The sequence below is a fragment of the Tepidibacter sp. Z1-5 genome, assembly GCF_037844525.1.
Taxonomy (GTDB): Bacteria; Bacillota; Clostridia; order Peptostreptococcales; family Peptostreptococcaceae; genus Tepidibacter_A.
The window spans coordinates 1-26,289 of the sequence record NZ_JBBMMD010000044.1 but is presented as its reverse complement, the minus strand read 5'-3'; the positions used below and the strand labels follow the sequence as shown (position 1 = coordinate 26,289).

Here is a 26,289-nt window from a genome sequence, read left to right as displayed (position 1 = left end):
TATGGTAAAAATATCGTTGTATTCGCGGTATTTGTATAGATAGTTTTTAATAACCCACAGACCCTAAAAAAATAACCCAGATTTCGTTTGTACGAAATCTAGGTAACTAACATTTAAGTAGCATATTTTTTTGTATATAAATATACAAATAAAGCTAACGATTATAATAAAAAAGATTACGTGGTTACTTGAAAATTTAAGAAATAAAAAATAGCGATTATAAATATATTATTCTATCATATCAAAATTATATATTCTTTTGTTTTAAATTATTACATATAGCTATAATATTTACTCTAGAACCTTTAAATATTGCTTTATCATTATATAGGGAGATATTTAATTCCTTACCAAAAATAAATCTTTTGATAAAATTATGCTTTATAATTAAAATATTTTCTTTATTAGATAAGTTTTCAAATTTGTTTTTACTTAAAGCTTTATTTAAGTTTTTTCTAAATATATTCTCATCATATATAGGAATAGTTTTTTCTATTGGATATAGTAAAAATGATATAGTTATACCTGAAGATAAACTTCCTATGATTATACGGTCGTATTCTATCAAATTAGGAGGAATATAACCGTAATTATAATAAGTTATTAAATCAGCTGTAAAGCTACCTATAATCATGAATGGGAGCATAAGGATACAAGATTTTAAGTAGGTTTTTAAAATCTTAATTAATTTATTCATAATAACCTCCTAACTAGTTGAAGTATTTAATAGTTATTTTCAATAAAAGAATCATAAATAAAAGCCTCTTCTGTAGATAACTTTGATGCTAAGGGTGCTATTAAAGCTTTATTTTTCTTATCATACCTTAAGATTACCCATCTATTGTTTGAAAAATAAAAGTTTATATCGAATCGATCTTGTGTGTAGTCGTAGTTTTTATATTCATGTAAATGAATCTTATATTTGATGTTATTTACGAACTCATCTATAGTGTCTTTATTTGTTATGAAAATTGATTTTCTATTTTTTTCGATTCTAATTTTCATAACCTTTTTGAAAATTAAATGCTCATTGGCAGAATATGTAGTTGCATTAAAAAAATATACTGAAAATATTATATAAATAGACAAGTAAATAATTAATTTTTTTTATCTTTATTTATCAAATATATCATCTCCTAGATATAATCTACATTGACTATTTTACCATATAATTATAAATAAAGAATGAGTAAACGTATTATTAATATAGGTTTAGAATTAATAGTAATATAAATTAAAAATTTTTAAATAAACGTTTTTTTATACTCGAAACTCTAGTAAAATTAGGATATGTAAGAATAATCTCCCCCTAGAGATATTCATACTCTAATATATATAATAAATAATACAAAAAATGAAAACTATATTATTGAATTAAGAAAAATGTATGATAGTATTTAGAAATATCAAATACAAAATACAATTGTTAGCTAAAAAAGACAAGGAGGATTGAATTTGACTAAAAAAATATTTTACCTAATAGATGAAGATGTTGTACCAGATGTTTATAAAAAAGTTATAGAGGTAAAAAAAATATTAAGCTCTGGTAAAGTTAATCAAGTTACAGAAGCAGTTAAAATAGTAGGGATAAGTAGAGGCGCTTTCTATAAATACAAGGATTATGTTTTTTTAAGTAGTAATGATCAACTTGGCAATATAGTTACTTTTTCTTTGTTTTTAGACCATACTAAAGGTGTTTTATCAGGAACTCTTAATAGATTAGCTGACTTTGGATGCAATGTAATAACAATAAATCAAAACATACCTATAAATGATGTAGCAAGCTTAACCTTAACGGTAGATACTAAAGAGATGACTATATCAATAGATGATGTTATAGATAAAGTTAGAGAGTTAAATGGAGTATGCAGTTTACAAATACTAGCAAGAGAATAAGGAATTAAATAAAGGGGGGAGATTAAAAAATGAAGAGAATTTATTTATTAAAATAATGATACAAAGAAAGAGTACCTAAGAGAAGAAGTGGTATGGTAGATTATAGAATAGAAGTTTGAACTGACTTCTTTTTTTTAATTTTATAATATATAATCTAATAAGGAGGCGATTAAATGGATACATTAGAGAGAAGAGAATCTTTAGAGAGAATTTTAAAAGAAAGCACTAATCCTATAAAAGGGGCAAGCCTTGCATATGATTTAAATGTTAGTAGACAGGTTATAGTTCAGGATATAGCAATACTCAGAGCTAAGGGAATAAATATAATGGCAACACCTCAAGGTTATATAATTCCATCAATAGTAAAGGAAGATATGATAAAGGTTATAATGTCGAATCATCATTGTAGTATCGATCAAATAAAGGAAGAGTTAGAAATTATAATTGATATGGGAGCTAAGGTATTAGATGTAATAGTTGAACATCCTGTTTATGGTGAAATAAGAGGAATTATAAATATATCTTCAAGAAAAGAATTAAATGAATTCATATATAAGCTTGAAAGAGAAGAGTCAAAAATTATATCTAGCTTGACGCATGGAATACATTTTCATACAATAGAGGTCAAAAACGATAATGTATATAAAGATATACTTACGGAAATGGATAAAAAAGGATATTTAATAAAGAAATAAAAAAAGTCGTATTTTTATGGGAATAAGTGACAAGACAAAAGAGTATACATTTGAAATATAAAACTAGGAGAGAAAATAATGATTAGTATGATAGATGAAATAATTAAGATAAAAGAAGAAGAAAATATAAAGATATTTGCACATAATTATCAAAATTACGAGGTTCAGCAGATTGCAGATTATGTAGGTGATTATTTAGAATTAATAGAAATAGCGAAGAACATTGATTGTGAAACTATAATTTCGTGTGGAGTTAAAAGTTTAGCTCAAACGCTAAAGCTTGTATCTAATAAAAATATTATTTTGCCTGTAGATGAAGCTGTATGTCCTATGAATACAATGATAAATATTGATGAATTAATAAACTTTAAAAATATACATCCTCAATTTACGATAGTATCAAGTCTTAATTCACAAATAGAGTTAAAGGCCGTATCAGATTTTTGTATACCTACATCTAAAGCAGTTGAAATAATAGGAAAATTAGATAGTAAAAATATATTATTTGTTTCTGATATGAATTTAGGCAATTATATATCTAAAAAAGTTAAAGATAAAAATATAATCTCATGGACTGCATACTGCAATATACACGATAAAGTTACTAAACAAGAAGTAATAAATATGAGAGAAAAACATCCAAATATACCTATAATAGTTCATACACAATGTAGAGAAGATGTAATAAATAGTGCTGATTATGCAGGATCGACATCTCAAATAATAGAGTATGTCAAGAATTTAGAAGATAAAAAAGTAATAATAGGCACAGAAACGGGAATACTTCATGTACTAAGACGATTAAATCCACATAAAAAGTTTGATTTATTATCGCCAACTCTTATATGTATGAATATGAAAAAAACGTCATTAGAAGATATATATAAGTGCATGATTCAAGATAAAGGACAAAATATAGAAATAGATGAAAAGATAAGATTAAAGGCATTAAATAGCATAGACAATATGATGAAATACTTATAAAGTGAAACTTAATATAAAGGAGAATTTGTATGAGAGAATATTTAACTAAAACGTTGAATGGTATGGCATTAGGTCTTTTTAGTTCGCTTATAATAGGCCTTATATTAAAGCAAATAGGAGATATTTCGGGATTTGAGGATGTAGTTTTATTCGGAAAAATAGCTCAGTATATGATGGGGCCTGCTATAGGAGCTGGTGTTGCATATTCACTAGGTGCTCCACCTCTTGTAATATTTGCATCTTTAATAACAGGAGCTATAGGAGCTGGAACTGTTAATATAGTTGATGGAGTAGCTAGTCTTAGAATAGGAGACCCTGTTGGAGCTTTTGTGGCATCTTTAATAGCGGCTGAAATAGGAAGATTAATATCAGGGAAGACTAGCATTGATATAGTTTTAATTCCTGCAATGGTTATTCTAGTTGGTGGGTTTGTAGGTATATTTATAGCTCCAATACTATCTTCTATGATGAGTGGTTTAGGCAGTTTTATAAATAAAGCTACAGAACTAAAACCAATACCTATGGGAATAATCGTATCTGTAACTATGGGAATAATACTTACACTTCCTATAAGTTCAGCAGCTTTATCTATTGCACTTGGTCTTAATGGATTAGCTGCAGGAGCTGCACTTGTTGGATGCTGCTGCCAGATGATAGGATTTGCAGTTGCATCGTATAGAGAGAATAAGGTTGGAGGACTTATATCTCAAGGTCTTGGTACATCTATGCTTCAAGTTCCAAATTTAATTAAAAATCCTCTAATATGGTTACCTCCTATAATAACAAGTGCTATACTTGGACCTTTGTCTACTACATTGTTTCACATGAAAACTAACAGTATAGGTGCTGGTATGGGAACTAGTGGACTTGTTGGTCAAATATCAACTATAGCTGTTATGGGAAAGTCGGCTATGTTGAGTATAATAATACTTCACTTTGTACTTCCAGCAGTAATTACTCTTATTATATCTGAGTTTATGAGAAATAAAGGATATATAAGGGATGAAGATATGAAGCTTGGAAATTAATAAATATGAATGGAGCTTATTAGAATCCTGACATTTAGTCAATATTTTAATAAGCTTTATTTTTATTTGAATGTTAATTAAAGAACTTTTCAGAAAATTCAAATAAAAATATTGAATTTTCTGAAAAGTATGATATAATAACATTAACAAATACATACAGAAGAGGGGATGATACAACCAAAGAAAATATATTAGATTATAAGGAAATAAATATTTATATAAGGGGTGATTGAAGAAAACTATAAAATTACAAATAATTAAAGAATATTAAAAACAAAGGAGTGAGTCCACCAAAGAATGAATAGCTCATATAATAGATCAACATAAAAAAGCTAGTTCTTAAAAATAAATTTAAGGATTAGCTTTTTTATGTTGAAAAGTATTAGGTTTTAACAATATATACAATGAAGTTATACTGATAAAACAGATAATTTCTAGAAAATTAAATGCAATTTATTATTGTAATTGGATTACTTTTATAATAAAGTATTTATAAAAGAAGTCTCATTTTGTGTTTTTGTTAACTCAAATATATCACAAATAGAGGCTTTTTTTATAAATGTTTTTTGTTAAAAAGATAATTATTCTGGGTATAACTATTATTAATATTGAAAGATAAAATAGAAATGGAGGTAAGTATGAACATATATATTGCAAGACAACCAATTTTTGATAATGAATATAATGTAATTGCATATGAACTATTATATAGAAATAGTGATGGAAATTTTTTTAACGGGAATGTTTCTGATAATGTTGCAACTTCTATATTACTTATAAATAGTTATTTCAATTTCGGTATCAATAATCTAGTAGGAGAATCTAAAGCTTTTATTAACTTTGATAGCCATCTAATAAAATCAGGTATAGCAGAATTATTAAATAAAGATAAAGTAGTGATAGAAATTCTAGAAAATGTAGAACCGGATAAAAAATTATTAAAAGAAATAAAAAGACTTAATGAATTAGGATATACATTAGCAATAGATGATTATACAACAGACTATAAATATAGTGAAATAACTAATTTATGTGATATTGTTAAAGTTGATTTTATAGAGAATACTAAGGACGGAATAGAAGCACTTGTAAAAGAATTAAAAAAGTTAGGGAAATTAATACTGGCTGAAAAAATAGAAACTAAAGAAGAATTCGAATGGGCAAAATCTATTGGATTTGATTATTATCAAGGATTTTATTTTTCAAAACCTTCACTTCAAAAAGGAAAAGCATTATCAGAAAGTGCTCTTCAATATGTAAAACTTATGAATGAGTTAAATACAGCTGAACCAAATTTCAAAGTATTATCAGATATCATAGGAGTTGATATATCTTTGACTTATAAACTTCTAAACATAGTAAATTCAAATTCTAGAATGCAAAATGATATAACATCAATACAACAAGCTATAGCAATACTCGGTGTAAATGAACTTAGAAGATGGCTTTCATTAGCAATGGTTCAAGACATATGTAAACAAGAAACTAACGAAGCTGTAAGGTATGCTATGATAAGATTGAATCTTCTAAAAGAAATTGCACTACATTCTAATCTTAAAAACTCAGTAGAAGAATTATCTTTATTGGGTACACTTTCAATAGTAGATACTGTTTTGGAAATGGATATGGCTGAAGCATTAAAATCAATACCAATTTCTAAAGAAATGAAAAATACACTTTTAGGTAAAAAAACAATGTATAGTGATGCAATGACACTGTGCTTTGCTTATGAACGTGGTGCATTTGATGATATACGTAATTCTGCATCTAATATAAATTATGAAATTAAACTTCTTTCTAGTCACTATCTTGCTTCAGTTAAATGGGCTGATAAGATGTTTGAAGAGTTAAAAAATAATTTCTACTAGTTATATTAAGTGTAAATTTATTTTACGATTTAAAAACATATTATTTGGTATTTTATAGTAAACTACAAATTGTGATTTTTAAGTGCGAAACTTTTATTTTTCTGATAAATTTAAACTCAATTCACCTAATAACAACAAATAAAAAAGCTATAAGTCGAAAAATATATTTATTATATATTGAAATCACGTATATAATGAATATATTTTTTGGTATACTAGTAATAAAATTCAATATATGAAATATTTAACATGATTAAATAAACTTAAATTTTGGAAGGGGGATACATGTGAGTAAATCTAAAAACATACTTACAGCATTACTTGTATTATTGATAGTTACGGTAGTTGGATTTTTTTCTCGAATAATTACTTTTCTATCAGATTATAATTGGTTTAAAGAAGTGGGATATACCTCTACTTTTATAAAACAGATATTTGCAAAACTATATATAGCGGTTCCTATATTTTTAATATTAGCCGTACTAATATATATATATTTAATAGGAATAAAGAAAAGTTATTATCTACACATGAATGTAATAACTTCTAAAGAAGAGGAAAAACCTATAAAGATTATAACTTTTGTAGGAACGATTATTATATCTTTACTTTTTAGTTTGAAAATATCATCAAGCTTATGGATGGAAATACTTCAATTTAAGAATGCAACATCATTTAATATAAAGGATCCTATATTTAACAATGATGTTTCGTTTTATGTCTTTAAGTTACCGTTAATAAATCAAATATTAAACATAATGGTAGGATTATTAGTATTTCTATTTATAATAACTATTGTATATTATCTAATGTTAGCATCTTTTAAGAAATTAAATAAATTCGATGATAATATTAGAAATTTAAATGATATGTCTAATATAGGAGATACATTGAAAAATGTTTTAAATCTTGCATTAAATCAAATAGCAGTTATAGGAGTTGTATTTTTTATAATAATAGCAATTAAAAGTTATTTGGCATCATTTGAATTGCTTTATTCTCCTAGAGGAGTGGCATATGGAGCAAGTTATACAGATGTTAATATAAATCTATGGATGTATAGATTATCTGCTATAATAGCATTGGTATCAGCTTTATTTGTTGTAATAGCGTATAAGAAAAGAAGAATAAGAACACTACTTATAGGTCCTATGATGCTAATTGTCATAAGTATAGGTTCTTCTATAGTACAAACTGGAGTTCAAAATTTTATAGTATCGCCAAATGAGATATCAAAAGAAAAAAAATTCTTAGAGTACAATATAGATTACACTAAAAATGCATATAATTTAAATGAAGTAACAGAAGAAAACTTCTTGGCTGAACAAAATATAAAAATTGAAGATATATTAAAAAATGAACAGACTTTAAGTAATATAAGTATAAATGATTATAGACCTACTAAAGAGACCTACAATCAGATTCAAACATTAAGACCTTATTATAACTTCAATGATGTGGATATTGACAGATATATGATTGATGGCAAGTTAAATCAAGTATTTTTATCTGCTAGAGAGATAAATCAAAACAAACTAGATGAAAAAGCTAAAACATGGCTTAACAAACATATCAAGTATACTCATGGATATGGACTTACTATGTCACCAGTAAATGAAATAACGCCTGGTGGAGAGCCTAAAATGGTTATAAGAGATATACCTCCTGTATCTTTAGTTGAAGGATTTGATGTTAAAAGACCAGAGATATACTTTGGAGAACTTACTGATGATTATATAGTAACAAATACTTCTGAAAAAGAATTTGACTATCCTAAAGGAGAGACTAATGCTTTTTCTGAATACGATGGAAAAGCAGGTATAAATCTTACTACACTTAATAGAATTTTATACAGCATAGACCGAGGAAGTTTGAAGTTTTTGGTAGCTTCAAGTATAGACTCTAAAAGTAAGATAATACTAAATAGAAATATAGAGAAAAGAGTTAAAAAGATAGCTCCATTTTTATCATTTGATGATGATCCATACTTAGTTTTATCGGATGGTAAGATGTACTGGATGATAGATGGATATACTTATACGTCTAAATATCCATACTCTCAACCGTATTCGGATAATGATATAAATTATATAAGAAACTCATTTAAAGTTGTTATAGATGCTTATGATGGAACTACAGATTTTTATATAGCTGATAAAAATGACCCTATGATAAATACGTATAATAAGATATTCCCAGATTTGTTTAAATCTATAGATGATATGCCTGACAATATAAAGAAACACATAAGATATCCTCAAACTATATTTGATATACAAGCCAAGATATATGAGACTTATCATATGAAAAATACAGAGGTATTTTATAACAAGGAAGATAAGTGGGAAGTAGCTAAAAAATCTAAAAATACTAAAAGCGAAGAAGAAACTGAATCTTTAGGTATAGAATCAAATTATATAACTTTTAAATTACCTAATGAGGACGAGGTTGAATTTTTACTTACAATACCATATACACCACAAGGTAAGCAAAATATGACCGCATTATTTGTAGCTAGAAATGATGAGGATAAATACGGTCAGCTTATAGTGTATAAATTCCCTAAGGATAAAAATATATTAGGTCCAGAGCAAATAGAGGCAAAAATTGATAAAGATCCTGAAATATCTAAGGATTTAACTCAATGGAATACAGGTGGATCTACTGTTATAAGAGGAACACTACTTACTATACCTATTGAGAACTCTATATTATATGTTGAACCATTATATATTAAATCAGATTCACAAAACAGTATACCAGCAGTAGAAAAAATATTCGTAGCATATAAAGACAAGGTTGTTATGAAAGATACGCTACAAGAGGCATTAAATACCATGTTCAAATCAGATAATCAAAATGTTATAATAGATGAAACAACAGATGAATCTAATGTTGACTTAGACAAAGATCAGTTGATTAACAAGGCTAATGATTTATACAATAAAGCTGGAAGCAGTTTAAAAGATGGAGATTTTGAGGCTTATGGAAGATATTTAAATGAGCTTGGAGATATACTAAGAAAGTTATCAAAATAATAAAGAAGTTTTAATTAAAATCATAGTTTAAGGAGATCGAATATGGAGACAGTTTTTAAGATGTTACAAGACATTCAAGTAGCTAAATATGGAATGAACATTTTAGGATCAATACTTATAGTAGTAATTGGAATGTTCTTTTCAAAAAAAGTAAAGAGTATAACTAACAGATTTTTAAAAAAATCTAATATAGACAAATCATTGATATCATTTGTTTCACAGCTTGTATACGTACTTTGTGTAGTATTTGTGAGTGTATCAGCACTTAATAATTTAGGAATGCCTACAACTTCATTTGTGGCTGTTCTAGGTGCTTCTGGATTTGCTGTAGGGCTTGCATTTCAAGGTACATTATCAAATTTTGCATCTGGAATATTGATACTTATATTTAAGCCATTTAGAACAGGAGATTATATACAAGGAGCATCAACAGAAGGCAGTGTTGAGGAAATCCAAATATTCAACACAATTCTAAAGACTCCTGATAACAAGACAATAATAGTTCCAAATACTAAATTAACATCGGATAATATAATAAACTTTACATTACAAGATAAAAGAAGAATAGATTTTATATTTGGAATATCTTATGATAGCGATATAAGAACAGCAAAAAATATTATAAAAAAAGTATTCGATGAAGAGGATAAAGTTTTAAAAGAGCCACAACCTATAATTGGAGTTCAAGAACTTGCAGATAGTTCTATAAATATAGCAGCAAGACCTTGGGTTAAAACATCTGATTATTGGGATGAGTATTATGCTTTAATGGAAAAAATAAAGTATGAGTTTGATAAGAATGGAATAGAAATACCATATCCTCAAAGCGTTGTATATCATAAGCAGCTTAAATCGGAAAAATAAACCATAAAATAGAATAAAAAATATAAAAAATGCCTACACTTAATTTTGTATATAACTTTAAATTAAGAGGAGGCATTTTTTATGAAATTAAAAGGAACTAAAACATTACAAAACTTGATGAAGGCTTTTGCTGGAGAATCTCAAGCTAGAAATAGATATACATTTTATTCTGAGATAGCTACGGAGGAGGGATATGATCAGATATCAGAACTATTTTTAGAAACTGCAGATAATGAAAAAATACACGCAGAAATATTCTTTGACCATATAAAAGAAGGATTAGAGGGTGAAGAATTTCCAGCACCTGTAGATGTTGTTGCTACATATCCAATTGGGCAAGATACCACTTTAGATAACCTCAAATATGCTGCCATGGGAGAAAATGAAGAATGGGATAAGCTATATCCTAAATTTGCACAAACAGCAAAAGAAGAAGGATTTACAAGTATTGCAGCTTCGTTTAACATGATAGCTAAAGTTGAGAAAAAACATGAAGAAAGATATTTAAAGCTTGCTGAGAATGTTAGAAATAATGAAGTCTTTGAAAAGAAAGAAACAGTATTATGGAAGTGTAGAGTATGTGGATATATACATGAAGGAGATTCAGCACCTAACATATGTCCGGTTTGCAAGGTAGGACAAGGATACTTTGAGATGCATTGTGAGAATTACTAAAAACAAAGATTAAATTAAAGAAGGAGAAGAACATAAGGGTATATTCCAATGGTTTGAAAATGCAATGGCATTTAATCCAGTTATTGCTAAAAGGATGAAAGCGCTGATGGAATTGGATACTCCAGGTAGATTATTCTAAAAAAATTGAAAAAAATTTCAAATTATACTTGAAAAGATTTGATAAAGTGAGTATAATAAACAACAAATAGTGTATAATAATTTTAAAAGCTGTGAAAGAAACTAGTAAAAAGATAATTGTCATCAGAGAGTGAGTGGTTGGTGAGAACTCATGTCGGTTACTTTTGAATCCATTCTGGAGCTGTCAAGCTGAAATAAAATAGGCTTGAACGGTGGTCGTCGTTAACGACATTGAGAGGGTTATTTATTGACCAATCAGGGTGGCAACGCGGAAGATGTAAGCTTTCGTCCCTTTATAGGGACGGGGGCTTTTTTTATGTATAAAAAAGAACAAAATATAAGGAGGAATAATAATGTTAGATATAAAAAGAATAAGAAATGATTTAGATGGTATAAAGAAAGCTATGGCAAGACGTGGAGAAAAGGATTTTGATTTAGATTTGGTATTAGAATTAGATGACCAAAGAAAAGAACTTTTACAAGAAGTTGAAAAAATGAAGAATGAGCAAAATGTAGCATCAAAAGAAATTCCTAATCTTAAGAAAGAAGGAAAAGATACTACTGAAATAATGGCTAAATTAAAAGAACTTTCTGATAAAATAAAAGTTTTAGACGAAAAAGTTAAAGAAGTAGAAGCTAAGATGGAATATAATTTAATGAGAATACCTAATGTACCTAATCCAAATGTTCCACAAGGAACAACAGATGATGACAATGTAGAAGTCAGAAAATGGGGAGAGCCAACGAAATTTGATTTTGAATCAAAAGCTCACTGGGATATAGGAACTGATCTTGAAATATTAGATTTTGAAACTGCAGCAAAAATAACAGGATCAAGATTTACATTGTATAAAAATTTAGGAGCTAGACTTGAAAGATCTTTAATAAACTTTTTCTTAGATACTCATACAGATGCTGGATATAGTGAAGTATTGCCTCCTTTTATGGCTAACAGAGATAGTTTTATTGGAACAGGACAACTTCCAAAATTTGAAGAAGATATGTTTAAATTAGAAGGAAGAGAATATTTCCTAGTTCCAACAGCAGAAGTACCTGTTACGAATATTCACAGAAATCAAATTATAGAGGGTGAAACTCTTCCGATAAGATATTGTGCTTATACACCATGTTTTAGATCAGAAGCTGGATCTGCTGGAAGAGATACAAGAGGTCTTGTAAGACAACATCAATTTAATAAAGTTGAGTTAGTTCACTTTGTAAAGCCTGAAGATTCTTATGAAACACTTGAGACACTTACAAATAATGCAGAAAAGGTTCTTCAATTATTAGGACTTCCTTATAGAGTAGTTAAGATATGTACAGGAGATTTAGGATTTACAGCTGCATTTAAATATGATATAGAAGTTTGGATGCCAAGTTATAATAGATATGTAGAAATATCTTCTTGTTCAAACTTTGAAGATTTCCAAGCTAGAAGAGCTGGAATAAGATTTAAAAGAGATAAAAAGGCTAAAGCAGAATATGTTCATACCCTTAATGGATCAGGAGTTGCAATAGGAAGAGCTCTTGCTGCAGTACTTGAAAACTATCAACAAGCTGATGGTTCAGTAGTAGTACCAGAAGTTTTAAGAGGATATATGGGTGGAGTAGAAAAAATAACTAAATAATATAATTTAATTAATATAGGGTTTGAAAATCAAACCCTATATTATGAATAAAATGTTTAAAAATAACATAATATACATTTATAACATAACAATAAAAGTTGAAAAAAAATAATTAATATGATATTATAGAACTTGTCAACTTCAATAATTAAAAATATTAAAGTTAAATCCTATAGGTATAATATAAGCTTAGGAGGAAATATGGAAGATTCTTTTTACATGAAAGAAGCTTTAAAAGAAGCTCATAAAGCTTATTTAAAAGAAGAAATCCCCATAGGAGCTATTATAGTCAAAAATGATGAGATAATAGCAAGAGCACATAATTTAAGAGAAACAATGAAGGACCCAACAGCTCACGCAGAAATACTCGTTATAAGAGAGGCTGCTAAAGCTTTAGGAGGGTGGAGGCTTATAGGATGTAAATTATACGTAACTATGGAGCCATGTATTATGTGTTTGGGAGCTATAAATGAATCTAGAATAAAAACATTAGTAATTGGAACTAGAAACACTAAGACTGTAGATTCTGAATATAAGCTCAAATTAAAGCAAGATTTCTTACAAGATAAAGATATAGATATATCATTCGGAGTATTAGAAGAAGCAACATCTTCTATTATAAAGAATTTTTTTAGGAAACTAAGAAAGCGTTAGGGAGAGATGTCCGAGTTGGCTTAAGGAGCACGCCTGGAAAGCGTGTATACGGGAAACTGTATCGCGGGTTCGAATCCCGCTTTCTCCGCCAATTAAAAATGATTTTAAAGTTTGCTGTGCTAGACGGGGAGGTAGCGGTGCCTTGTAACCTGCAATCCGCTGTAGCAGGGTTGAATTCCATATGGAGGGCTAATGCTTGTAGAGCTGCCCTAGATAAGTGGTGATGATATTTGGGTCCTACGCAATGAAAGCTCATGAATCCCGCCAGGTCCGGAAGGAAGCAACGGTAAGTGATCACTTTCATGTGCCGTAGGGTAGCCTAAATTGAGCTAACTGTCTAGGTAACGTTTATGAGGTTAGTACAATATATGGTGCACAGCATTTAATATAAAAAATAAAATCTCTATTTATATAGAGATTTTTTTTATTAATAGGTATATAAATCTGAAATATGATAATAATATAAAAGAAAATTAAATATATTTTCAATTTCTCCCCTATTTAAAAGGCTTCTCCCCCCATAGAAGTCTTTTTTTTTTTAGTATATAATAGAACAGAATGAATATACATAGAGGTGATTTTATGCATAAGGCATTATATAGAGTTTATAGGCCATTGAAGTTTGAAGATGTAATAGGTCAAGAGCATATAACAAAAACAATAAAAAACCAGATAGATAACGATAGTATAGCTCATGCGTATTTGTTTTCTGGAACAAGAGGTACTGGAAAGACATCTACTGCTAAGATATTTGCAAGAGCTGTTAATTGCATGAATCCAGATAATCATGAGCCTTGTAATGAATGTGAAATTTGTAAAGGTATATTAAATGACAGTATAATGGATGTTATTGAAATAGATGCTGCATCCAACAATGGAGTAGATGATATAAGGGAATTAAGAGAAAATGTGAAATATCCTCCAACAAAAGGAAAGTATAAAGTGTATATAATAGATGAGGTACATATGTTATCTCAAGGAGCATTTAATGCTTTATTAAAAACATTAGAAGAACCTCCGTATTATATAATATTTATACTTGCAACTACTGAAGCGCATAAAATACCTGCAACCATATTATCAAGATGCCAAAAATATGATTTTAAAAGAGTTAAAGTTGATGATATAGTTATGCGTATGAAAAAAATATGCGATGATTTAAATATTCAAGTTGAAGAAAAGGCTCTTAATTTAATAGCTAGAAATGCAGGAGGAGCATTAAGAGATGCTTTGAGTATACTAGATCAGTGTGTATCATATAGTGAGGATGAAATTAAATATTCTGATGTAGTAAATCTTCTTGGAACTGTTAATATAGATTTTTTATTTGATATGAGTAAACACATAATAGAAGAAGATACTAAACAGGCGCTTGAATTGTTGAATGAATTGATAATTTGCGGTAAAGATATAAAGCATTTCTTAACTGATTTGATAGATCATTTTAGAAACTTAATGGTTTGTAAAGTATCTCATGAATTATATGAAATAATAAATTTGCCAGTGGAGACTATAGATTTATTAAAAAAGCAAGCTGAAGCTGTGGATTTGAATAATATAATAGAAATAATAAACTTATTATCTGAAACTCAAAATAATATAAAATACGCTTCTAATCCAAGAATATCACTTGAAATAACTATAATGAAATTATCTCAACCTGTACTTAAATTAGATGATGATTCTATTTTAAGTAGAATACAAAATATAGAAAATATAATAAAAAATGGTGTAAGTATACCTAGAAATGATAATACTATAGAAAGTAAAAATAATATATCTAAAAATGGTGCTATTAAAAATGAACAATATGTTCAAAAACCAAAAAAACCTAAGAATCCAGATGTCGTAGAGATTGAAAATTCATGGACTCAGATATTAGAATATATGAAAAATGATAAGCAGATGTCTATTCAAGCTATGTTAAAAGAAATTAATGATTTTGAAATGGAAAATAACACACTTATAATGTTAGTTGATGATAAATTTAAATTTATAAAAGATAGATTAAATAGAGATGAAGAAAAATTATATATAAAAAGCGTTATAAATAATATCACAGGTCAAAATATAAATATTAAAATAGAGTTAAAATCAGATATGAAAAATAATTCAACAAATAATCAAGAAGATGAAGGTATAAAAATATTAGAAAATGTATTTCCTAAAGAGATTATACAAGTAAAAGATTCTATAAAAGAAACGTAGAACATAATAATTATTATATGCTATAATATATTTTAAAGTAATTTTTAAAGGAGGATGAATTATGGCTAAAAAAGGATTCCCAGGAATGGGTGGAAATATGAATAATATGTTAAAACAAGTTCAAAAGATGCAAAAAGATATGGAAAAAATGCAAGGACAGCTTGAAGAAAAAGAGGTTGAGGCTTCTGTTGGTGGAGGGGCTGTTATAGTTAAGGTAAATGGTAAAAAAGAGATACTAGATATAGCTATAAAGCCAGAAGTTGTAGATCCTGATGATATAGAAATGCTTCAAGATTTAGTTTTAACTGCTGTTAATGAAGCTTTAAGAAGTGCAGATGAGATGGTAAATTCTCAAATGGCTAAGCTAACAGGTGGACTTAACCTTCCAGGAATGTTTTAAGTAGGTGAAAATATGCAAACTTATTCAGGACCGATATCAAGGCTTATAGAGGAATTTTCAAAACTTCCTGGTGTTGGTAAGAAAACAGCACAAAGATTAGCTTTTCATGTTATAAATATGAATATGATAGATGTAGAAAAATTATCTGAAGCATTAATAAATGCTAAAAAACAGATAAAATATTGTGCTGTATGCTGTAATGTAACAGATTCTAATAAGTGTAATATATGCTCTAATCCAAATAGAACAGAAGATGTTATATGTGTTGTAGAAGATCCAAGAGATGTAGCTGCTATGGAAAAAACTAAAGAGTTTATGGGTAAATATCATGTTCTTCATGGAGTAATATCTCCAATGGAGGGGGTAGGTCCTGAAATGATAAAAATAAAGGAACTGCTTCAAAGGTTAAACACAGAAACTGTTAAGGAAATCATACTAGCTACTAATCCTACGATAGAAGGAGAAGCTACTGCTATGTATATATCTAGACTTATAAAACCTTTAGGTATAAAGGTTACGAGAATTGCACATGGACTTCCTGTTGGAGGAGACTTGGAGTATGCAGATGAAGTAACGATATCAAAAGCTTTAGAAGGAAGAAGAGAGATATAACCAAGGTTAAATACCTTGGTTTTTTTGTACAAAAAATCTATAATTTATTGAAATTGAGGTATGTCTGATGTATAATTTTTATATAATTTATTGAATAATAAATTATTATATTAAAATTAAAGTAGAGGTGTAACTATGAAAGTCTTTATGAGTTCAGAAGAACATGAGGCTATGAAAAAGAGAAGAAAAGAAAGTTTAAAGTTAAAAGGACAGCAAAAATATGATTGTGAATGTGAAGAAAAATTAGAAAACTTACTTAAGAAAACGGTTAAACCTAAAAACTCAAAACCTAAAAATAGAAGAAATGATGGGTTTAAAAATAACTATAAGAATTTCGAGTATGATTATGAGGAAGATTTTTATGACCCAGATGTCGATAGATATTAAATGAAGCAGGCTAAATGCCTGCTTTATTTAATTTTTGATATTATTAAATTGGATATATTTTCTGATGAATTCAATTTTTTTAAACTTTTTATATTACTTTTCAAATTGTTTAGCCTATTTGGGTTTTCCATTAAAAGGGTTATTAAGATTTTTAAGTTGTATTTTTCGGTTGTTTTAAGTGCTACTCCGCTATTTAGTAAAAAATCTAGGTTTTCGCCTTCTTGTCCAGGTATATAATAAGGGATTATCATAGGAATTTCCTTCAATAGAGCCTCTGTAGTAGTAAGCCCTCCTGGTTTCGTAATTAGAATATCAGATACTGATAAAATATCATTCATTTTATTTGTAAATGGAAGTATAACGACGTTTTTATCTGTATTTATAGAAGCTAAAGTTTTTTGTATTTTGTCTTTTAATGAAGAATTTCTTCCTGTAACAACTATAATTTGAAAATCTTTATTAATATTTAATAAGTCTAAAAATGCTTCTTTAATATTACCCGCACCAAAGCTACCACCCATTAATAAAACTGTAAATTTATCTTCTAAATTAAGTTCTTTTTTTATACCTTCTATATCGCTTGATAAAAATGATTTTTCAATAGGTATACCATATGGGTATATTTTATCATTAGGTATTCCTTCTTCAGCTAAAAGGTATTTAACGTATTCATCTCCAACTATGTAACTATCAACTTCTTCTTGAATCCAAGTAGAATGGATAGTGTAATCTGTAAGAACGGATATTATGGGTATATCTATTATATTATTTTTTTTCAAATTACTAACAGCCATCAAAGGAAATGGATGCGTTCCTACTATAGCATCTGGTTGAATAGTATTTATTAGTTTTTTCAATCTTTTAATCATATAAGCAAGTACAAGATTGCTATTTATTTCATTTTTACTTATTTTAAGATCTGATATTTTGTATATTGTACCATAAGCTTTTGGTGTATACATTGCTGATTTTTCGTAGCCTTTAGAGATTATCTTATCTATTGTAGGGCTTACAAATTTCAAACTATCTATTATCTTACAGTCGATATTTTTAGTTAATAATTCTTCTTGTATTGCCTTTGCAGCCCTATTGTGACCACCACCAGTAGAAGCAGAAAGTATTAAGATTTTTTTCATAGTAAATCCCCCTGTGTTAAATAATGGAATATTTATAAAAAATTAAGAACAAAAAAGTCTTTATTCTGAAAGTTAAAATGTAGACTTTTCAAAAATTTTATGATGTCAACAAATTCCGTTGCTTAAAATTCATGATGGAAACTATATATCAAAATTATAAAGAATAATAATTTCCTATAGATTATAAAAAATAACATATTTTAAATACATATAACTATGTTTTTTATGGGCATATTATATTTATAATGTAAGATTATTTTATAATATATTATAAGATTTTTAAATGCAAATAAAAATAAATGTTTTAAAACTTTATTTTAGGAAATCTATATAATAAAGTAGGTGTTAATTAGATCATTGATTTATAATATAAGCACTTTAAGGAGGAATGCAATGTGAATAAAAAAATAGAAATATATAGTAGTAATACATGCGGATATTGTGATATGGCAAAGGATTATTTTAATAAAAACGATTTAGAATATATAGAGTATAATATATCGGAAGATGCTAATTCTAGAAAAAGATTAATGAAAATGGGATATATGTCAGTTCCGGTTATATTGATAGAAGGTGAAGAGGTATTGGGATTTGATAAAGATAAGATGGAAAAAATATTAAAATCATAATAAAAAAACTGCGATAAATTTATCGCAGTTTTTTTATGTATAAGGAAATTATATAACTTTGGATTTATAGATAATATTGATTAAATAACTACACTTGCAACTAGTTTTGAGCAACTGAGCCGATAGACATCGTTGGCGATATGATTCAGTACGTAGCGACTAGATGAATTTTTATATTTTGGAATATAATGAAATACATTACTTGGTAATTAAAACCATAGAGTTGAATCTATACCTATTATCTTCTAAATTAATATATGATTTATATATGTACTTAAAAAAACAGATAAAATCGTATTACTGTATAGGAGGTGTAGAATAGGTTGACTGATTTACTGAAAATTTTCAAAAAAAACTCTTTGGTCAAGAGATTAGATAAAATAAAGATGGGGGATAAGCTTGAAAGAGAGAAACTAATAGAAGAATATATTCCGTTTATTATAAAAACAGTGTCTAGTGTAACGAATAGATATATAGAGTCTGAAAACAGTGAAGAATATAGTGTGGGATTAGAAGGTTTTAATGAAGCAATAGATAAGTATGACTCTAAATGTGGAAATTTTATATCATTTGCTAAAATTGTTATATCTAGTAGGACGAAAGATTATTTGAGAAAAATAAAAAAAGATTCTAAAGTAATATCTATAAATCAATTTCCAAAAGAAGAACAAGAAAATATATATAACAATTTAAAATCAGAAGATTTTGTAGAGGATATACTTGTAAAAGAAGAAATAAAAACTTTTGAAAATAAATTGAATGATTTTGGTATAACATTTAATGATTTATTAAATGAATCGCCAAAACATAAGGATACTAGAATGAATGCTATCAATATAGCAAAATATATATTCGAAAATAATTCTATAAAAATGGAATTAATAGAAAAAAAGAGAATACCTAATTCTAAAATAATAAAGGATTTGAATGTAACACAAAAAATATTAAAAAGAAGTAGAAAATTTATTATTGCAGCGGTGCTAATATTAGAGGGTGATTCAGATTTGTTGAAAAGTTATATTACACTTGATAAAGAAGGTGTTAAAATATGATATACAAAGGTTGTATTATAAAAATTGAAGGTGATTTTGCTATTGTACTAAGTGATGATATGCAGTATATAAAGGTTATAAAAAAAGATGGAATGAATATAGGAAATCACATTATCTTTGTAAAAGATGATATTTATAGTGAAAATAAAATAAATTATAAGAAGATATCTATTTTGGCAGCTGTAGTATTCATTTTATTTATGTCAATTAATATTTTTAACATAAAAAATAATAAAAATATGATTGCAGCAGCTGTTGTAAGTTTAGATATAAATCCAAGTATAGAGTTTGAATTAAATAAAAAAGGAATAGTAATAAAAGTAAATGAGATAAATGAAGAAGCTAATGAAATAATAGACAAAGATGTTGTAGGGAAAAAGGTTGAAGATGCATTATATATAACTATAAATAATGCGAAGGAAAAAAGTTACATATCTTCACAAAAAAATTCTGTTTTAATATCAGATGTAATATTAGATTCTACTGTAAATGATACATTAAATATAGAAAAAGATCTTCAACTAAAATTAAACAATGACAAAAATGATAATTATATAAATATAGTATATTTAAAATCCAATAAAAATAATATGAAAAATGCTCATAAAAATAATATGTCTATTGGTAAATATGAAGTATTTAAAGAAATAAAAAAACATAATATAAATGTAAGCATGTATGAAGTTAAAAATATGAAAGTTCATCAAATTTTTGACAAAAGTGGACAAATATATAACGATGTTATTAAATCGGAGGAAGAAGATAACTCTATTGAAGTTGAGTCTAATGATATTGCGGTAGAAAATGAAGAAAAAATAAATGAAGATTCTAATTTTCAAAATCAGTCAGAAGATATGAATTACTCAAAAGAAGTACAGAGTAATAAAGCTACAGAACCAATAATAAAAACTTATAAAACCGAGCAAAATAAAGAAGATAAATATGAAAATGAAGAAAATAATGATAATAATAATGATAAAGTCAAAAATAAAATAAAACAAGGTAATAGTAAAAAGCAGAAAATTAAAAAAATCAAGCATGGTCATAAGCCTAAAAAAAATAAACAAGGACATGGAGAAAAGCATAAGGATTAAATAAAAAACAGTTGAATTATTAATTCAACTGCTTTTTGTTTATTTGGTACCAAAACAAAAATTTATTTTCGTAATATATTATGAAAATAAATTGTGAAGGAGAGTTTTACATGAAATTATTACAGAAGAGAATTATATCTGCATTACTTGTTTCTACGATTGTATTTACAGGACCAGCTAGTATGAGTATAAACGCACAAGAAAAGGGTCATGAAAAATCTAAAAATAATAGAAACTATGAGCAAATGCAAAAAATAAAATATGAAAAAGCTAATATAGACAAAATAAAAATAGAAATAGAATTTGAAAAAGAAAAAGCAGAAAAAGAAATAAAAAAAGCTAAAAAAGATAAAAATGATAAGTTAACAAATGACCTATTAGATAAAATAGAAGAATTGCAAAATAGTATAGATAAGTTAAGTAAAAATATAAAAGATATAAAAAGACAGATGAAGAAAATGGTTAGAGAAAAATATACACAAGAAGAATTAGAAAAACTAGAAGATACAGCTAAGGAAATAAAAGAAAATAATGAGAACATATCTGTATTACCAGTTGAAAGTATTATAAGTGAAAATTTAAATATGAAATTCGATACACCTCCTGTTATAAAGTATGGAAGAACATTAATTCCAGTAAGAGCGATATCTGAGGGACTTGGAGCAGATGTTAAGTGGAATGCTGAGGATAAAAAGGTTATAATAACTAAAGATGATGTTGAAATTATATTAAGCTTAAAAGATGGAAAAGCCTATGTTAATGGAGAAGAAAAAGAAATAGATGTTCCGGCTGAAATAATGAGCAATAGAACTATAGTTCCACTAAGATTTATTGCTGAAAACTTAGGAATAGATGTTGATTATGATAAAGAGACAGAGACTATTGAATTAGAAGAGTCAACTGAAGATGAGATAGCAACTGAAGGGGCGACTGAAGATAAAACAGATGAAGAAGATAGAGTAACAACTGAAAGTGAAACTAATAATAATGATGGAGAGTAGTATAGAGTAAAAAAAGAGTTCATATGAACTCTTTTTTGTTTATATATTAATATTTTCTCCTGGATTTAAAATATTAATATTACAAGATTTAATATTGTCCTTTAATAAATTAGGATCAGCATTTATAGCATCGAATGTATTAAAGTGTATAGGGATAACATTTTTAGGTTTTATAAATTCTATAGCTTTTATGCAATCATCAATATCCATTGTAAATACACCACCAATAGGTAACATAGCAAAATCTATATTTTCATATTCTAAAAGTTTCATTTCGATAGATAGTCCTGTATCTCCTGCGTGATATATTTTGTTGTTTTCAATTTCTAATAAAAAGCCACATGGATTACCAGCATATATTAAGTGAGTACCTTCATAAATACTAGAACCGTGTAGAGCTGGAATCATCTTAACTTTTCCAAAAGATTGATTAATACGTCCTCCTATGTGCATAGGAATACATTTTATGTTGTATTTAGATAGATATAAAGATATTTCGAAGTTACATATTACAGTGCTGTTGTATTTTTTAGATATTAAAATAGTATCTCCTATATGGTCACTATGTCCATGCGTAACTAATATATAGTCTATATGAGGCAATTCCTTTAAGTTGATTGGGCAATTAGGGTTATCTTTCATAAATGGATCTATCAAAATGTTACATTCTGAAGTTTTAATTAAAAAAGCAGAATGACCTAAATATTTCATTAACATACTAAAACCTCCCTTTGTTACATTATATACTATTAAAAATTTAAAAAAACATTTAATCCAATATATCTATATTATTATTTTTTCTTGATTTTGATATAAAAATAATAGGTATTAGATAACATAAGAATGAGTATGGAATAAAATTAACAGAAGATACTCCTAAAAGTGTAGAAGCTATAATAGAATTTATATTCCAAGGTATCAAAGCAACTGTTATTGTACCACTATCGCTCAAACATCTAGCTAAATCTTCTTTTTCTAAATTATAATCAAGAAATATATTTTTCATAAATTTACAAGGTACAATTATTCCAACGGTTTGATTACATGTTAATATATTTAAAATTATACTCAATAAAGAACATTTTTTAAGTAAGTCATATTTGTTTGTGATTGATGAAATTAGTTTATTTATCAAGATATTTAAGCTATTTGTCGCATCTAATAAACCAGTGAAAGCAGTTGCGCTTATTATTGTAAATACAACGGGAAACATTGATATAAATCCGCCTCCATTTATTATATTAGATGTAGAGTTACTTTCATTAAAGCCAATTAATGATATTTTTATTAAGCTAGATATATTAGAGTGTTGAATTAAGAAGCTAATTAAGAAACTAGAACATAATGATGCTAGCAACGATTTAGTTATATCTATTCTTAGTAATATTAGCATAAAAAGTATAATAATTGGTATCAAGCACAGTATGTTTATATTAAAATTATTAGATAACTTTACTAATATATTGTCTAGATTACTGTAATTGCTTATATTATTATACTTACCTAAAATAAAGTAAAGGATACAGCTGGTTATAAAAGCTGGAAACAATGTTGCATTCATTTTACGCATAAGTTTATATGGATTAGAATTTGTCATCTCTATATTCAAATTCAAGGCGCTAGATATAGGTGAAGATCTATCTCCTAAGAATGCACCGGATACTATTGAGCCTGCCAAAATAGAGGTATTTAAACCTACGGTTCTTCCTATGGTTATAATCACAACACCTATAGTTGAGATACTTCCAACAGCAGTACCTAGTATATATGATATAGAAGACATTATTAGAAAAGAGAGAAGTATAAAGTTATATTTTTTTAATATACTGAGACCTAAATAAATCATGTATGGTATAGTTCCGCAAACCATCCATGATGATGTAAGCATACCAACTAATAAAAGAATTATGATTATACGCTTTGCAGATAATACACTTGATATTATGCTTTTATTTAAATTTTTGTAGTGATACTTATTTAATATTGCATTTATATATACAAATAAGGCAGAAACGGATATTCCTATATATATGGGTTTGTTCATTATTACTGATAGGGATATTAATATAAGTGGTACTAATATATTTTTCATATTCAACGACCTCTCAATAAAATTATAATAAACAAAAAGAAGGGCCCTACAGGCCCATATTTTACGCTTAAGGAAATTATAAAATTTTCTTTCAGTTTTAAGCAACGGAGCCCGTAGGACTCGTTGGAGGTATGAGTCACCGCGTTAGCGATTAGACGAATTTTTTATTCTGTAATATATTCTTCTTTAGGAAGCTTGTGCATTGTAATTCCTGTAAATCCATAGAATATAGATATTAAAGGATTTATTAGATTTAAGAATGCAAAAGGTAAATATGCAAATGGATGAACTCCTAATGTTGCATACATATATGCTCCACATGTATTCCATGGAATAAGAGGAGATGTAAGAGTTCCTGAATCTTCAAGTGCTCTTGATAAGTTTTTAGGATGAAGACCTTTTTTAGCATAAGCATCTTTATACATTCTTCCTGGAATAACTATAGATAGATATTGTTCTCCTGTAACTAAGTTTACGAATATACAAGAAAATATAGTAGCTGTAACAAGTCCACCTGTACCTCTTGCTAGTTTTAATATGTTTTCTGCTATAACTTCAAGCATTCCTGTTTTTTCGAGTATTCCTCCAAGTGTTAAAGCACATAATATTAAAGATACTGTCCACATCATAGATTGAAGACCACCACGAGTTAATAATGAGTCTACAGCTTCGATTCCTGTTTGAGATACAAATCCATCATTAGCAGCAGTTATTATATCTCCTATTGATGAGCCTTGGAATATAGCAGCAAATATTCCTCCAAGGATTGAACCTGTTATAAGTCCTGGTATAGCTGGAACTTTTAATATAACTATTGTGATTACTATTATAGGTGGAAGGAAGAGTAATGGATTTATGTTAAAACTAGATGAGAGTGCACCGAGCATTTGATTTATTATAGTAGGGTCGATATTTTTACCTGCATATTTAGCACCTAAGAAACCGTAAAGGATAAGAGCGATTATTAAAGATGGTCCAGTTGTGAATAGCATGTGACGAACGTGGTCGAATAGATTAGCACCTGCCATGGCTGGCGCTAGATTTGTAGTATCTGATAATGGTGACATTTTGTCTCCAAAGTAAGCACCAGATATAATTGCACCGGCAACTATATAGTTAGGAATACCAAGGCCTTGACCTACACCTAAAAGTGCTATACCAACAGTACCTGCTGTAGTCCAAGAAGATCCTGTAGCAAGAGCAACTATTGCACATATGATACAGGTTGCAACTAAGAATATACCAGGTGATAATATTTTAAGTCCATAATATATCATAGTAGGAACTACTCCACTTAGTATCCAAGTACCTATAATTGTACCTACTATCATAAGAATTAAAACAGCTTGCATTGCCATATTGATAGTTTTCATTACGCCTTCTTCAAGTTCATTCCACTGAAAGCCTAGCCTAGTAGTAGCCATGAGAGCAGCTATAACAGCACCGCAAATCAAAGGAATGTGAGGTGATGCCTCATACTTAAAAACCGCAATTCCTAAAAATAAAATTAAACAAAAAATAGGAATAAGAGCTTCGAGTAAGTTTGCCTTACGTTTTTGTTTTGACATTATAATTTTCCCCCTTTTAAAATAATAAGACTAAGTTTTTAATATCCAGTTATAAGAATGTTATTTAACTGAACTTAGGTTGGGTTAATACGAGAACATAACAACATATATTTGTCCTTGTAATATTTTGAATAGTTATATTGTCAGTCATCAGTTGATAAATTATAAATGTATGGAAATTATAGCACAAATCTTCTGAAAATTCAATACATTTAAAAATCAAGAACAAGTTATTACATTTTAAATGTATTAGTATATTAAATTCTATTAATGAAAAGAATATAAAATGAAACTTAATTTCAGATGGAGTTTTGGAATTTTTAGCTTTCGAATAAATTAGATTTAGCTAAATTTTTAATATAAATAATAATGCATTAGATATATTTCAAAAAAAATAATAAAAAAGTATTGACCAACTTAATGAAAGGTGATATATTATTACTTGTCCTCGACAACGAGGCGAACGAGAAAAACAAAATGAACCTTGAAAATTAAACAGTAGGTTATAAATAAATCACAATAGTGATTTTCGGAAATAACACATAAAGTCAGTTACTGAGTACTGACAAACTTTTATTTAAGAGTTTGATCCTGGCTCAGGATGAACGCTGGCGGCGTGCCTAACACATGCAAGTCGAGCGG

At 27.6% G+C, this 26,289-nt stretch carries 24 protein-coding genes, 1 tRNA gene, 1 rRNA gene, 1 other RNA gene and 1 other annotated feature; of the genes, 21 read left to right on the top strand and 6 right to left on the bottom strand.

The annotated features are described in order from the left end of the window. Positions 1–247 precede the first annotated feature (247 nt). On the bottom strand, positions 248–697 hold the full coding sequence (locus WJW32_RS10680) for a hypothetical protein (protein ID WP_340258121.1): 450 nt from the start codon (positions 695–697) through the stop codon (positions 248–250). Positions 698–723: 26 nt separating this feature from the next. Then, complete coding sequence (locus WJW32_RS10675; protein WP_340258119.1) at positions 724–1,005, bottom strand: hypothetical protein; 282 nt, start codon at positions 1,003–1,005, stop codon at positions 724–726. Positions 1,006–1,455: 450 nt separating this feature from the next. Here WJW32_RS10675 and WJW32_RS10670 point away from each other — a divergent pair, with 450 nt between their 5' ends. The 16 genes from WJW32_RS10670 (at position 1,456) to WJW32_RS10595 (ending at position 17,075) form a co-directional block, all read left to right on the top strand. After that, on the top strand, positions 1,456–1,896 hold the full coding sequence (locus WJW32_RS10670; RefSeq protein WP_340258117.1) for an ACT domain-containing protein: 441 nt from the start codon (positions 1,456–1,458) through the stop codon (positions 1,894–1,896). Positions 1,897–2,069: 173 nt separating this feature from the next. Continuing rightward, complete coding sequence (locus tag WJW32_RS10665; RefSeq protein WP_340258115.1) at positions 2,070–2,591, top strand: transcription repressor NadR; 522 nt, start codon at positions 2,070–2,072, stop codon at positions 2,589–2,591. Between the two features lie 78 nt (positions 2,592–2,669). Next, positions 2,670–3,575 (top strand): quinolinate synthase NadA, encoded by a 906-nt coding sequence (locus tag WJW32_RS10660; protein ID WP_340258113.1) that lies wholly within the window; start codon positions 2,670–2,672, stop codon positions 3,573–3,575. Positions 3,576–3,604: 29 nt separating this feature from the next. Further along, positions 3,605–4,603 (top strand): PTS transporter subunit IIC, encoded by a 999-nt coding sequence (locus tag WJW32_RS10655; RefSeq protein WP_340258111.1) that lies wholly within the window; start codon positions 3,605–3,607, stop codon positions 4,601–4,603. A 638-nt stretch (positions 4,604–5,241) separates the two neighbouring features. Then, positions 5,242–6,471 carry an EAL and HDOD domain-containing protein gene (locus WJW32_RS10650; RefSeq protein WP_340258109.1) on the top strand — a complete coding sequence of 410 codons (1,230 nt, stop codon included), beginning with the start codon at positions 5,242–5,244 and terminating at the stop codon, positions 6,469–6,471. Between the two features lie 287 nt (positions 6,472–6,758). Further along, on the top strand, positions 6,759–9,509 hold the full coding sequence (locus WJW32_RS10645) for a UPF0182 family membrane protein (RefSeq protein ID WP_340258107.1): 2,751 nt from the start codon (positions 6,759–6,761) through the stop codon (positions 9,507–9,509). Positions 9,510–9,551: 42 nt separating this feature from the next. Next, positions 9,552–10,373 (top strand): mechanosensitive ion channel family protein, encoded by an 822-nt coding sequence (locus WJW32_RS10640; protein WP_340258105.1) that lies wholly within the window; start codon positions 9,552–9,554, stop codon positions 10,371–10,373. 81 nt (positions 10,374–10,454) lie between these two features. After that, positions 10,455–11,048 (top strand): rubrerythrin, encoded by a 594-nt coding sequence (rbr, locus tag WJW32_RS10635; protein WP_340258103.1) that lies wholly within the window; start codon positions 10,455–10,457, stop codon positions 11,046–11,048. Positions 11,049–11,269: 221 nt separating this feature from the next. Beyond that, positions 11,270–11,482 (top strand) — a binding site (T-box leader). A gap of 57 nt (positions 11,483–11,539) precedes the next feature. Continuing rightward, entirely contained in the window at positions 11,540–12,814 is a 1,275-nt protein-coding gene (gene serS / locus WJW32_RS10630) for a serine--tRNA ligase (protein WP_340258101.1), read from the top strand. Positions 12,815–13,015: 201 nt separating this feature from the next. Then, positions 13,016–13,468 (top strand): nucleoside deaminase, encoded by a 453-nt coding sequence (locus WJW32_RS10625; RefSeq protein ID WP_340258099.1) that lies wholly within the window; start codon positions 13,016–13,018, stop codon positions 13,466–13,468. Then, positions 13,469–13,559 (top strand) — tRNA-Ser (locus WJW32_RS10620). Between the two features lie 23 nt (positions 13,560–13,582). Then, positions 13,583–13,847, top strand: an RNA gene (gene ffs, locus WJW32_RS10615) — signal recognition particle sRNA large type. A gap of 203 nt (positions 13,848–14,050) precedes the next feature. Continuing rightward, positions 14,051–15,676 (top strand): DNA polymerase III subunit gamma/tau, encoded by a 1,626-nt coding sequence (dnaX, locus tag WJW32_RS10610; RefSeq protein ID WP_340258097.1) that lies wholly within the window; start codon positions 14,051–14,053, stop codon positions 15,674–15,676. Positions 15,677–15,737: 61 nt separating this feature from the next. Next, positions 15,738–16,076, top strand: coding sequence for a YbaB/EbfC family nucleoid-associated protein (locus tag WJW32_RS10605; RefSeq protein WP_340258095.1), 339 nt, complete (start codon positions 15,738–15,740; stop codon positions 16,074–16,076). 12 nt (positions 16,077–16,088) lie between these two features. Next, positions 16,089–16,688: a recombination mediator RecR gene (gene recR, locus WJW32_RS10600; RefSeq protein ID WP_340258093.1), complete on the top strand. Its 600-nt coding sequence runs from the start codon at positions 16,089–16,091 to the stop codon at positions 16,686–16,688. Positions 16,689–16,823: 135 nt separating this feature from the next. Further along, entirely contained in the window at positions 16,824–17,075 is a 252-nt protein-coding gene (locus WJW32_RS10595) for a hypothetical protein (protein WP_340258091.1), read from the top strand. A gap of 23 nt (positions 17,076–17,098) precedes the next feature. Here the strand turns inward: WJW32_RS10595 and WJW32_RS10590 are convergent, their stop codons facing one another. After that, positions 17,099–18,211: an MGDG synthase family glycosyltransferase gene (locus tag WJW32_RS10590; RefSeq protein ID WP_340258089.1), complete on the bottom strand. Its 1,113-nt coding sequence runs from the start codon at positions 18,209–18,211 to the stop codon at positions 17,099–17,101. Positions 18,212–18,606: 395 nt separating this feature from the next. Between WJW32_RS10590 and WJW32_RS10585 the strand changes: the two genes are divergently transcribed. The 4 genes from WJW32_RS10585 (at position 18,607) to WJW32_RS10570 (ending at position 21,987) form a co-directional block, all read left to right on the top strand. After that, positions 18,607–18,840, top strand: a complete 234-nt coding sequence (locus WJW32_RS10585; RefSeq protein ID WP_340258087.1) for a glutaredoxin family protein — start codon at positions 18,607–18,609, stop codon at positions 18,838–18,840. A 323-nt stretch (positions 18,841–19,163) separates the two neighbouring features. Continuing rightward, positions 19,164–19,892 carry an RNA polymerase sigma-I factor gene (gene sigI, locus WJW32_RS10580; RefSeq protein ID WP_340258085.1) on the top strand — a complete coding sequence of 243 codons (729 nt, stop codon included), beginning with the start codon at positions 19,164–19,166 and terminating at the stop codon, positions 19,890–19,892. Beyond that, positions 19,889–20,986 carry an anti-sigma factor domain-containing protein gene (locus tag WJW32_RS10575; protein ID WP_340258083.1) on the top strand — a complete coding sequence of 366 codons (1,098 nt, stop codon included), beginning with the start codon at positions 19,889–19,891 and terminating at the stop codon, positions 20,984–20,986. Before sigI ends, WJW32_RS10575 begins: the two co-directional genes overlap by 4 nt. 110 nt (positions 20,987–21,096) lie before the next feature. Then, positions 21,097–21,987, top strand: coding sequence for a copper amine oxidase N-terminal domain-containing protein (locus WJW32_RS10570; RefSeq protein WP_340258082.1), 891 nt, complete (start codon positions 21,097–21,099; stop codon positions 21,985–21,987). A 39-nt stretch (positions 21,988–22,026) separates the two neighbouring features. Here the strand turns inward: WJW32_RS10570 and WJW32_RS10565 are convergent, their stop codons facing one another. The 3 genes from WJW32_RS10565 to nhaC all read right to left on the bottom strand — a co-directional run bounded on the left by WJW32_RS10565 (position 22,027) and on the right by nhaC (position 25,650). Next, a complete protein-coding gene (locus WJW32_RS10565) occupies positions 22,027–22,704 on the bottom strand; it encodes a metal-dependent hydrolase (protein WP_340258080.1) in 678 nt (225 codons plus the stop codon). Positions 22,705–22,756: 52 nt separating this feature from the next. After that, positions 22,757–24,079 (bottom strand): Na+/H+ antiporter NhaC family protein, encoded by a 1,323-nt coding sequence (locus WJW32_RS10560; protein WP_340258078.1) that lies wholly within the window; start codon positions 24,077–24,079, stop codon positions 22,757–22,759. 164 nt (positions 24,080–24,243) lie between these two features. Continuing rightward, positions 24,244–25,650, bottom strand: a complete 1,407-nt coding sequence (gene nhaC / locus WJW32_RS10555; RefSeq protein WP_445330235.1) for a Na+/H+ antiporter NhaC — start codon at positions 25,648–25,650, stop codon at positions 24,244–24,246. A 570-nt stretch (positions 25,651–26,220) separates the two neighbouring features. Here nhaC and WJW32_RS10550 point away from each other — a divergent pair. Continuing rightward, positions 26,221–26,289: ribosomal RNA gene (locus WJW32_RS10550) — 16S ribosomal RNA — on the top strand; the annotation flags it as partial.

What these genes read in the sequence shown, in the direction of transcription:
- WJW32_RS10605 (WP_340258095.1), top strand. Translation starts at nt 15,738, where the DNA reads ATGGCTAAAAAAGGATTCCCAGGAATGGGTGGAAATATGAATAATATG.
- WJW32_RS10675 (WP_340258119.1), bottom strand. Translation starts at nt 1,005, where the DNA reads ATGAAAATTAGAATCGAAAAAAATAGAAAATCAATTTTCATAACAAAT.
- WJW32_RS10660 (WP_340258113.1), top strand. Translation starts at nt 2,670, where the DNA reads ATGATTAGTATGATAGATGAAATAATTAAGATAAAAGAAGAAGAAAAT.
- WJW32_RS10595 (WP_340258091.1), top strand. Translation starts at nt 16,824, where the DNA reads ATGAAAGTCTTTATGAGTTCAGAAGAACATGAGGCTATGAAAAAGAGA.
- WJW32_RS10565 (WP_340258080.1), bottom strand. Translation starts at nt 22,704, where the DNA reads ATGTTAATGAAATATTTAGGTCATTCTGCTTTTTTAATTAAAACTTCA.
- WJW32_RS10590 (WP_340258089.1), bottom strand. Translation starts at nt 18,211, where the DNA reads ATGAAAAAAATCTTAATACTTTCTGCTTCTACTGGTGGTGGTCACAAT.
- WJW32_RS10640 (WP_340258105.1), top strand. Translation starts at nt 9,552, where the DNA reads ATGGAGACAGTTTTTAAGATGTTACAAGACATTCAAGTAGCTAAATAT.
- WJW32_RS10625 (WP_340258099.1), top strand. Translation starts at nt 13,016, where the DNA reads ATGGAAGATTCTTTTTACATGAAAGAAGCTTTAAAAGAAGCTCATAAA.
- WJW32_RS10665 (WP_340258115.1), top strand. Translation starts at nt 2,070, where the DNA reads ATGGATACATTAGAGAGAAGAGAATCTTTAGAGAGAATTTTAAAAGAA.
- recR (WP_340258093.1), top strand. Translation starts at nt 16,089, where the DNA reads ATGCAAACTTATTCAGGACCGATATCAAGGCTTATAGAGGAATTTTCA.
- rbr (WP_340258103.1), top strand. Translation starts at nt 10,455, where the DNA reads ATGAAATTAAAAGGAACTAAAACATTACAAAACTTGATGAAGGCTTTT.
- WJW32_RS10570 (WP_340258082.1), top strand. Translation starts at nt 21,097, where the DNA reads ATGAAATTATTACAGAAGAGAATTATATCTGCATTACTTGTTTCTACG.
- WJW32_RS10560 (WP_340258078.1), bottom strand. Translation starts at nt 24,079, where the DNA reads ATGAAAAATATATTAGTACCACTTATATTAATATCCCTATCAGTAATA.
- WJW32_RS10650 (WP_340258109.1), top strand. Translation starts at nt 5,242, where the DNA reads ATGAACATATATATTGCAAGACAACCAATTTTTGATAATGAATATAAT.
- WJW32_RS10575 (WP_340258083.1), top strand. Translation starts at nt 19,889, where the DNA reads ATGATATACAAAGGTTGTATTATAAAAATTGAAGGTGATTTTGCTATT.
- dnaX (WP_340258097.1), top strand. Translation starts at nt 14,051, where the DNA reads ATGCATAAGGCATTATATAGAGTTTATAGGCCATTGAAGTTTGAAGAT.
- WJW32_RS10655 (WP_340258111.1), top strand. Translation starts at nt 3,605, where the DNA reads ATGAGAGAATATTTAACTAAAACGTTGAATGGTATGGCATTAGGTCTT.
- serS (WP_340258101.1), top strand. Translation starts at nt 11,540, where the DNA reads ATGTTAGATATAAAAAGAATAAGAAATGATTTAGATGGTATAAAGAAA.
- WJW32_RS10680 (WP_340258121.1), bottom strand. Translation starts at nt 697, where the DNA reads ATGAATAAATTAATTAAGATTTTAAAAACCTACTTAAAATCTTGTATC.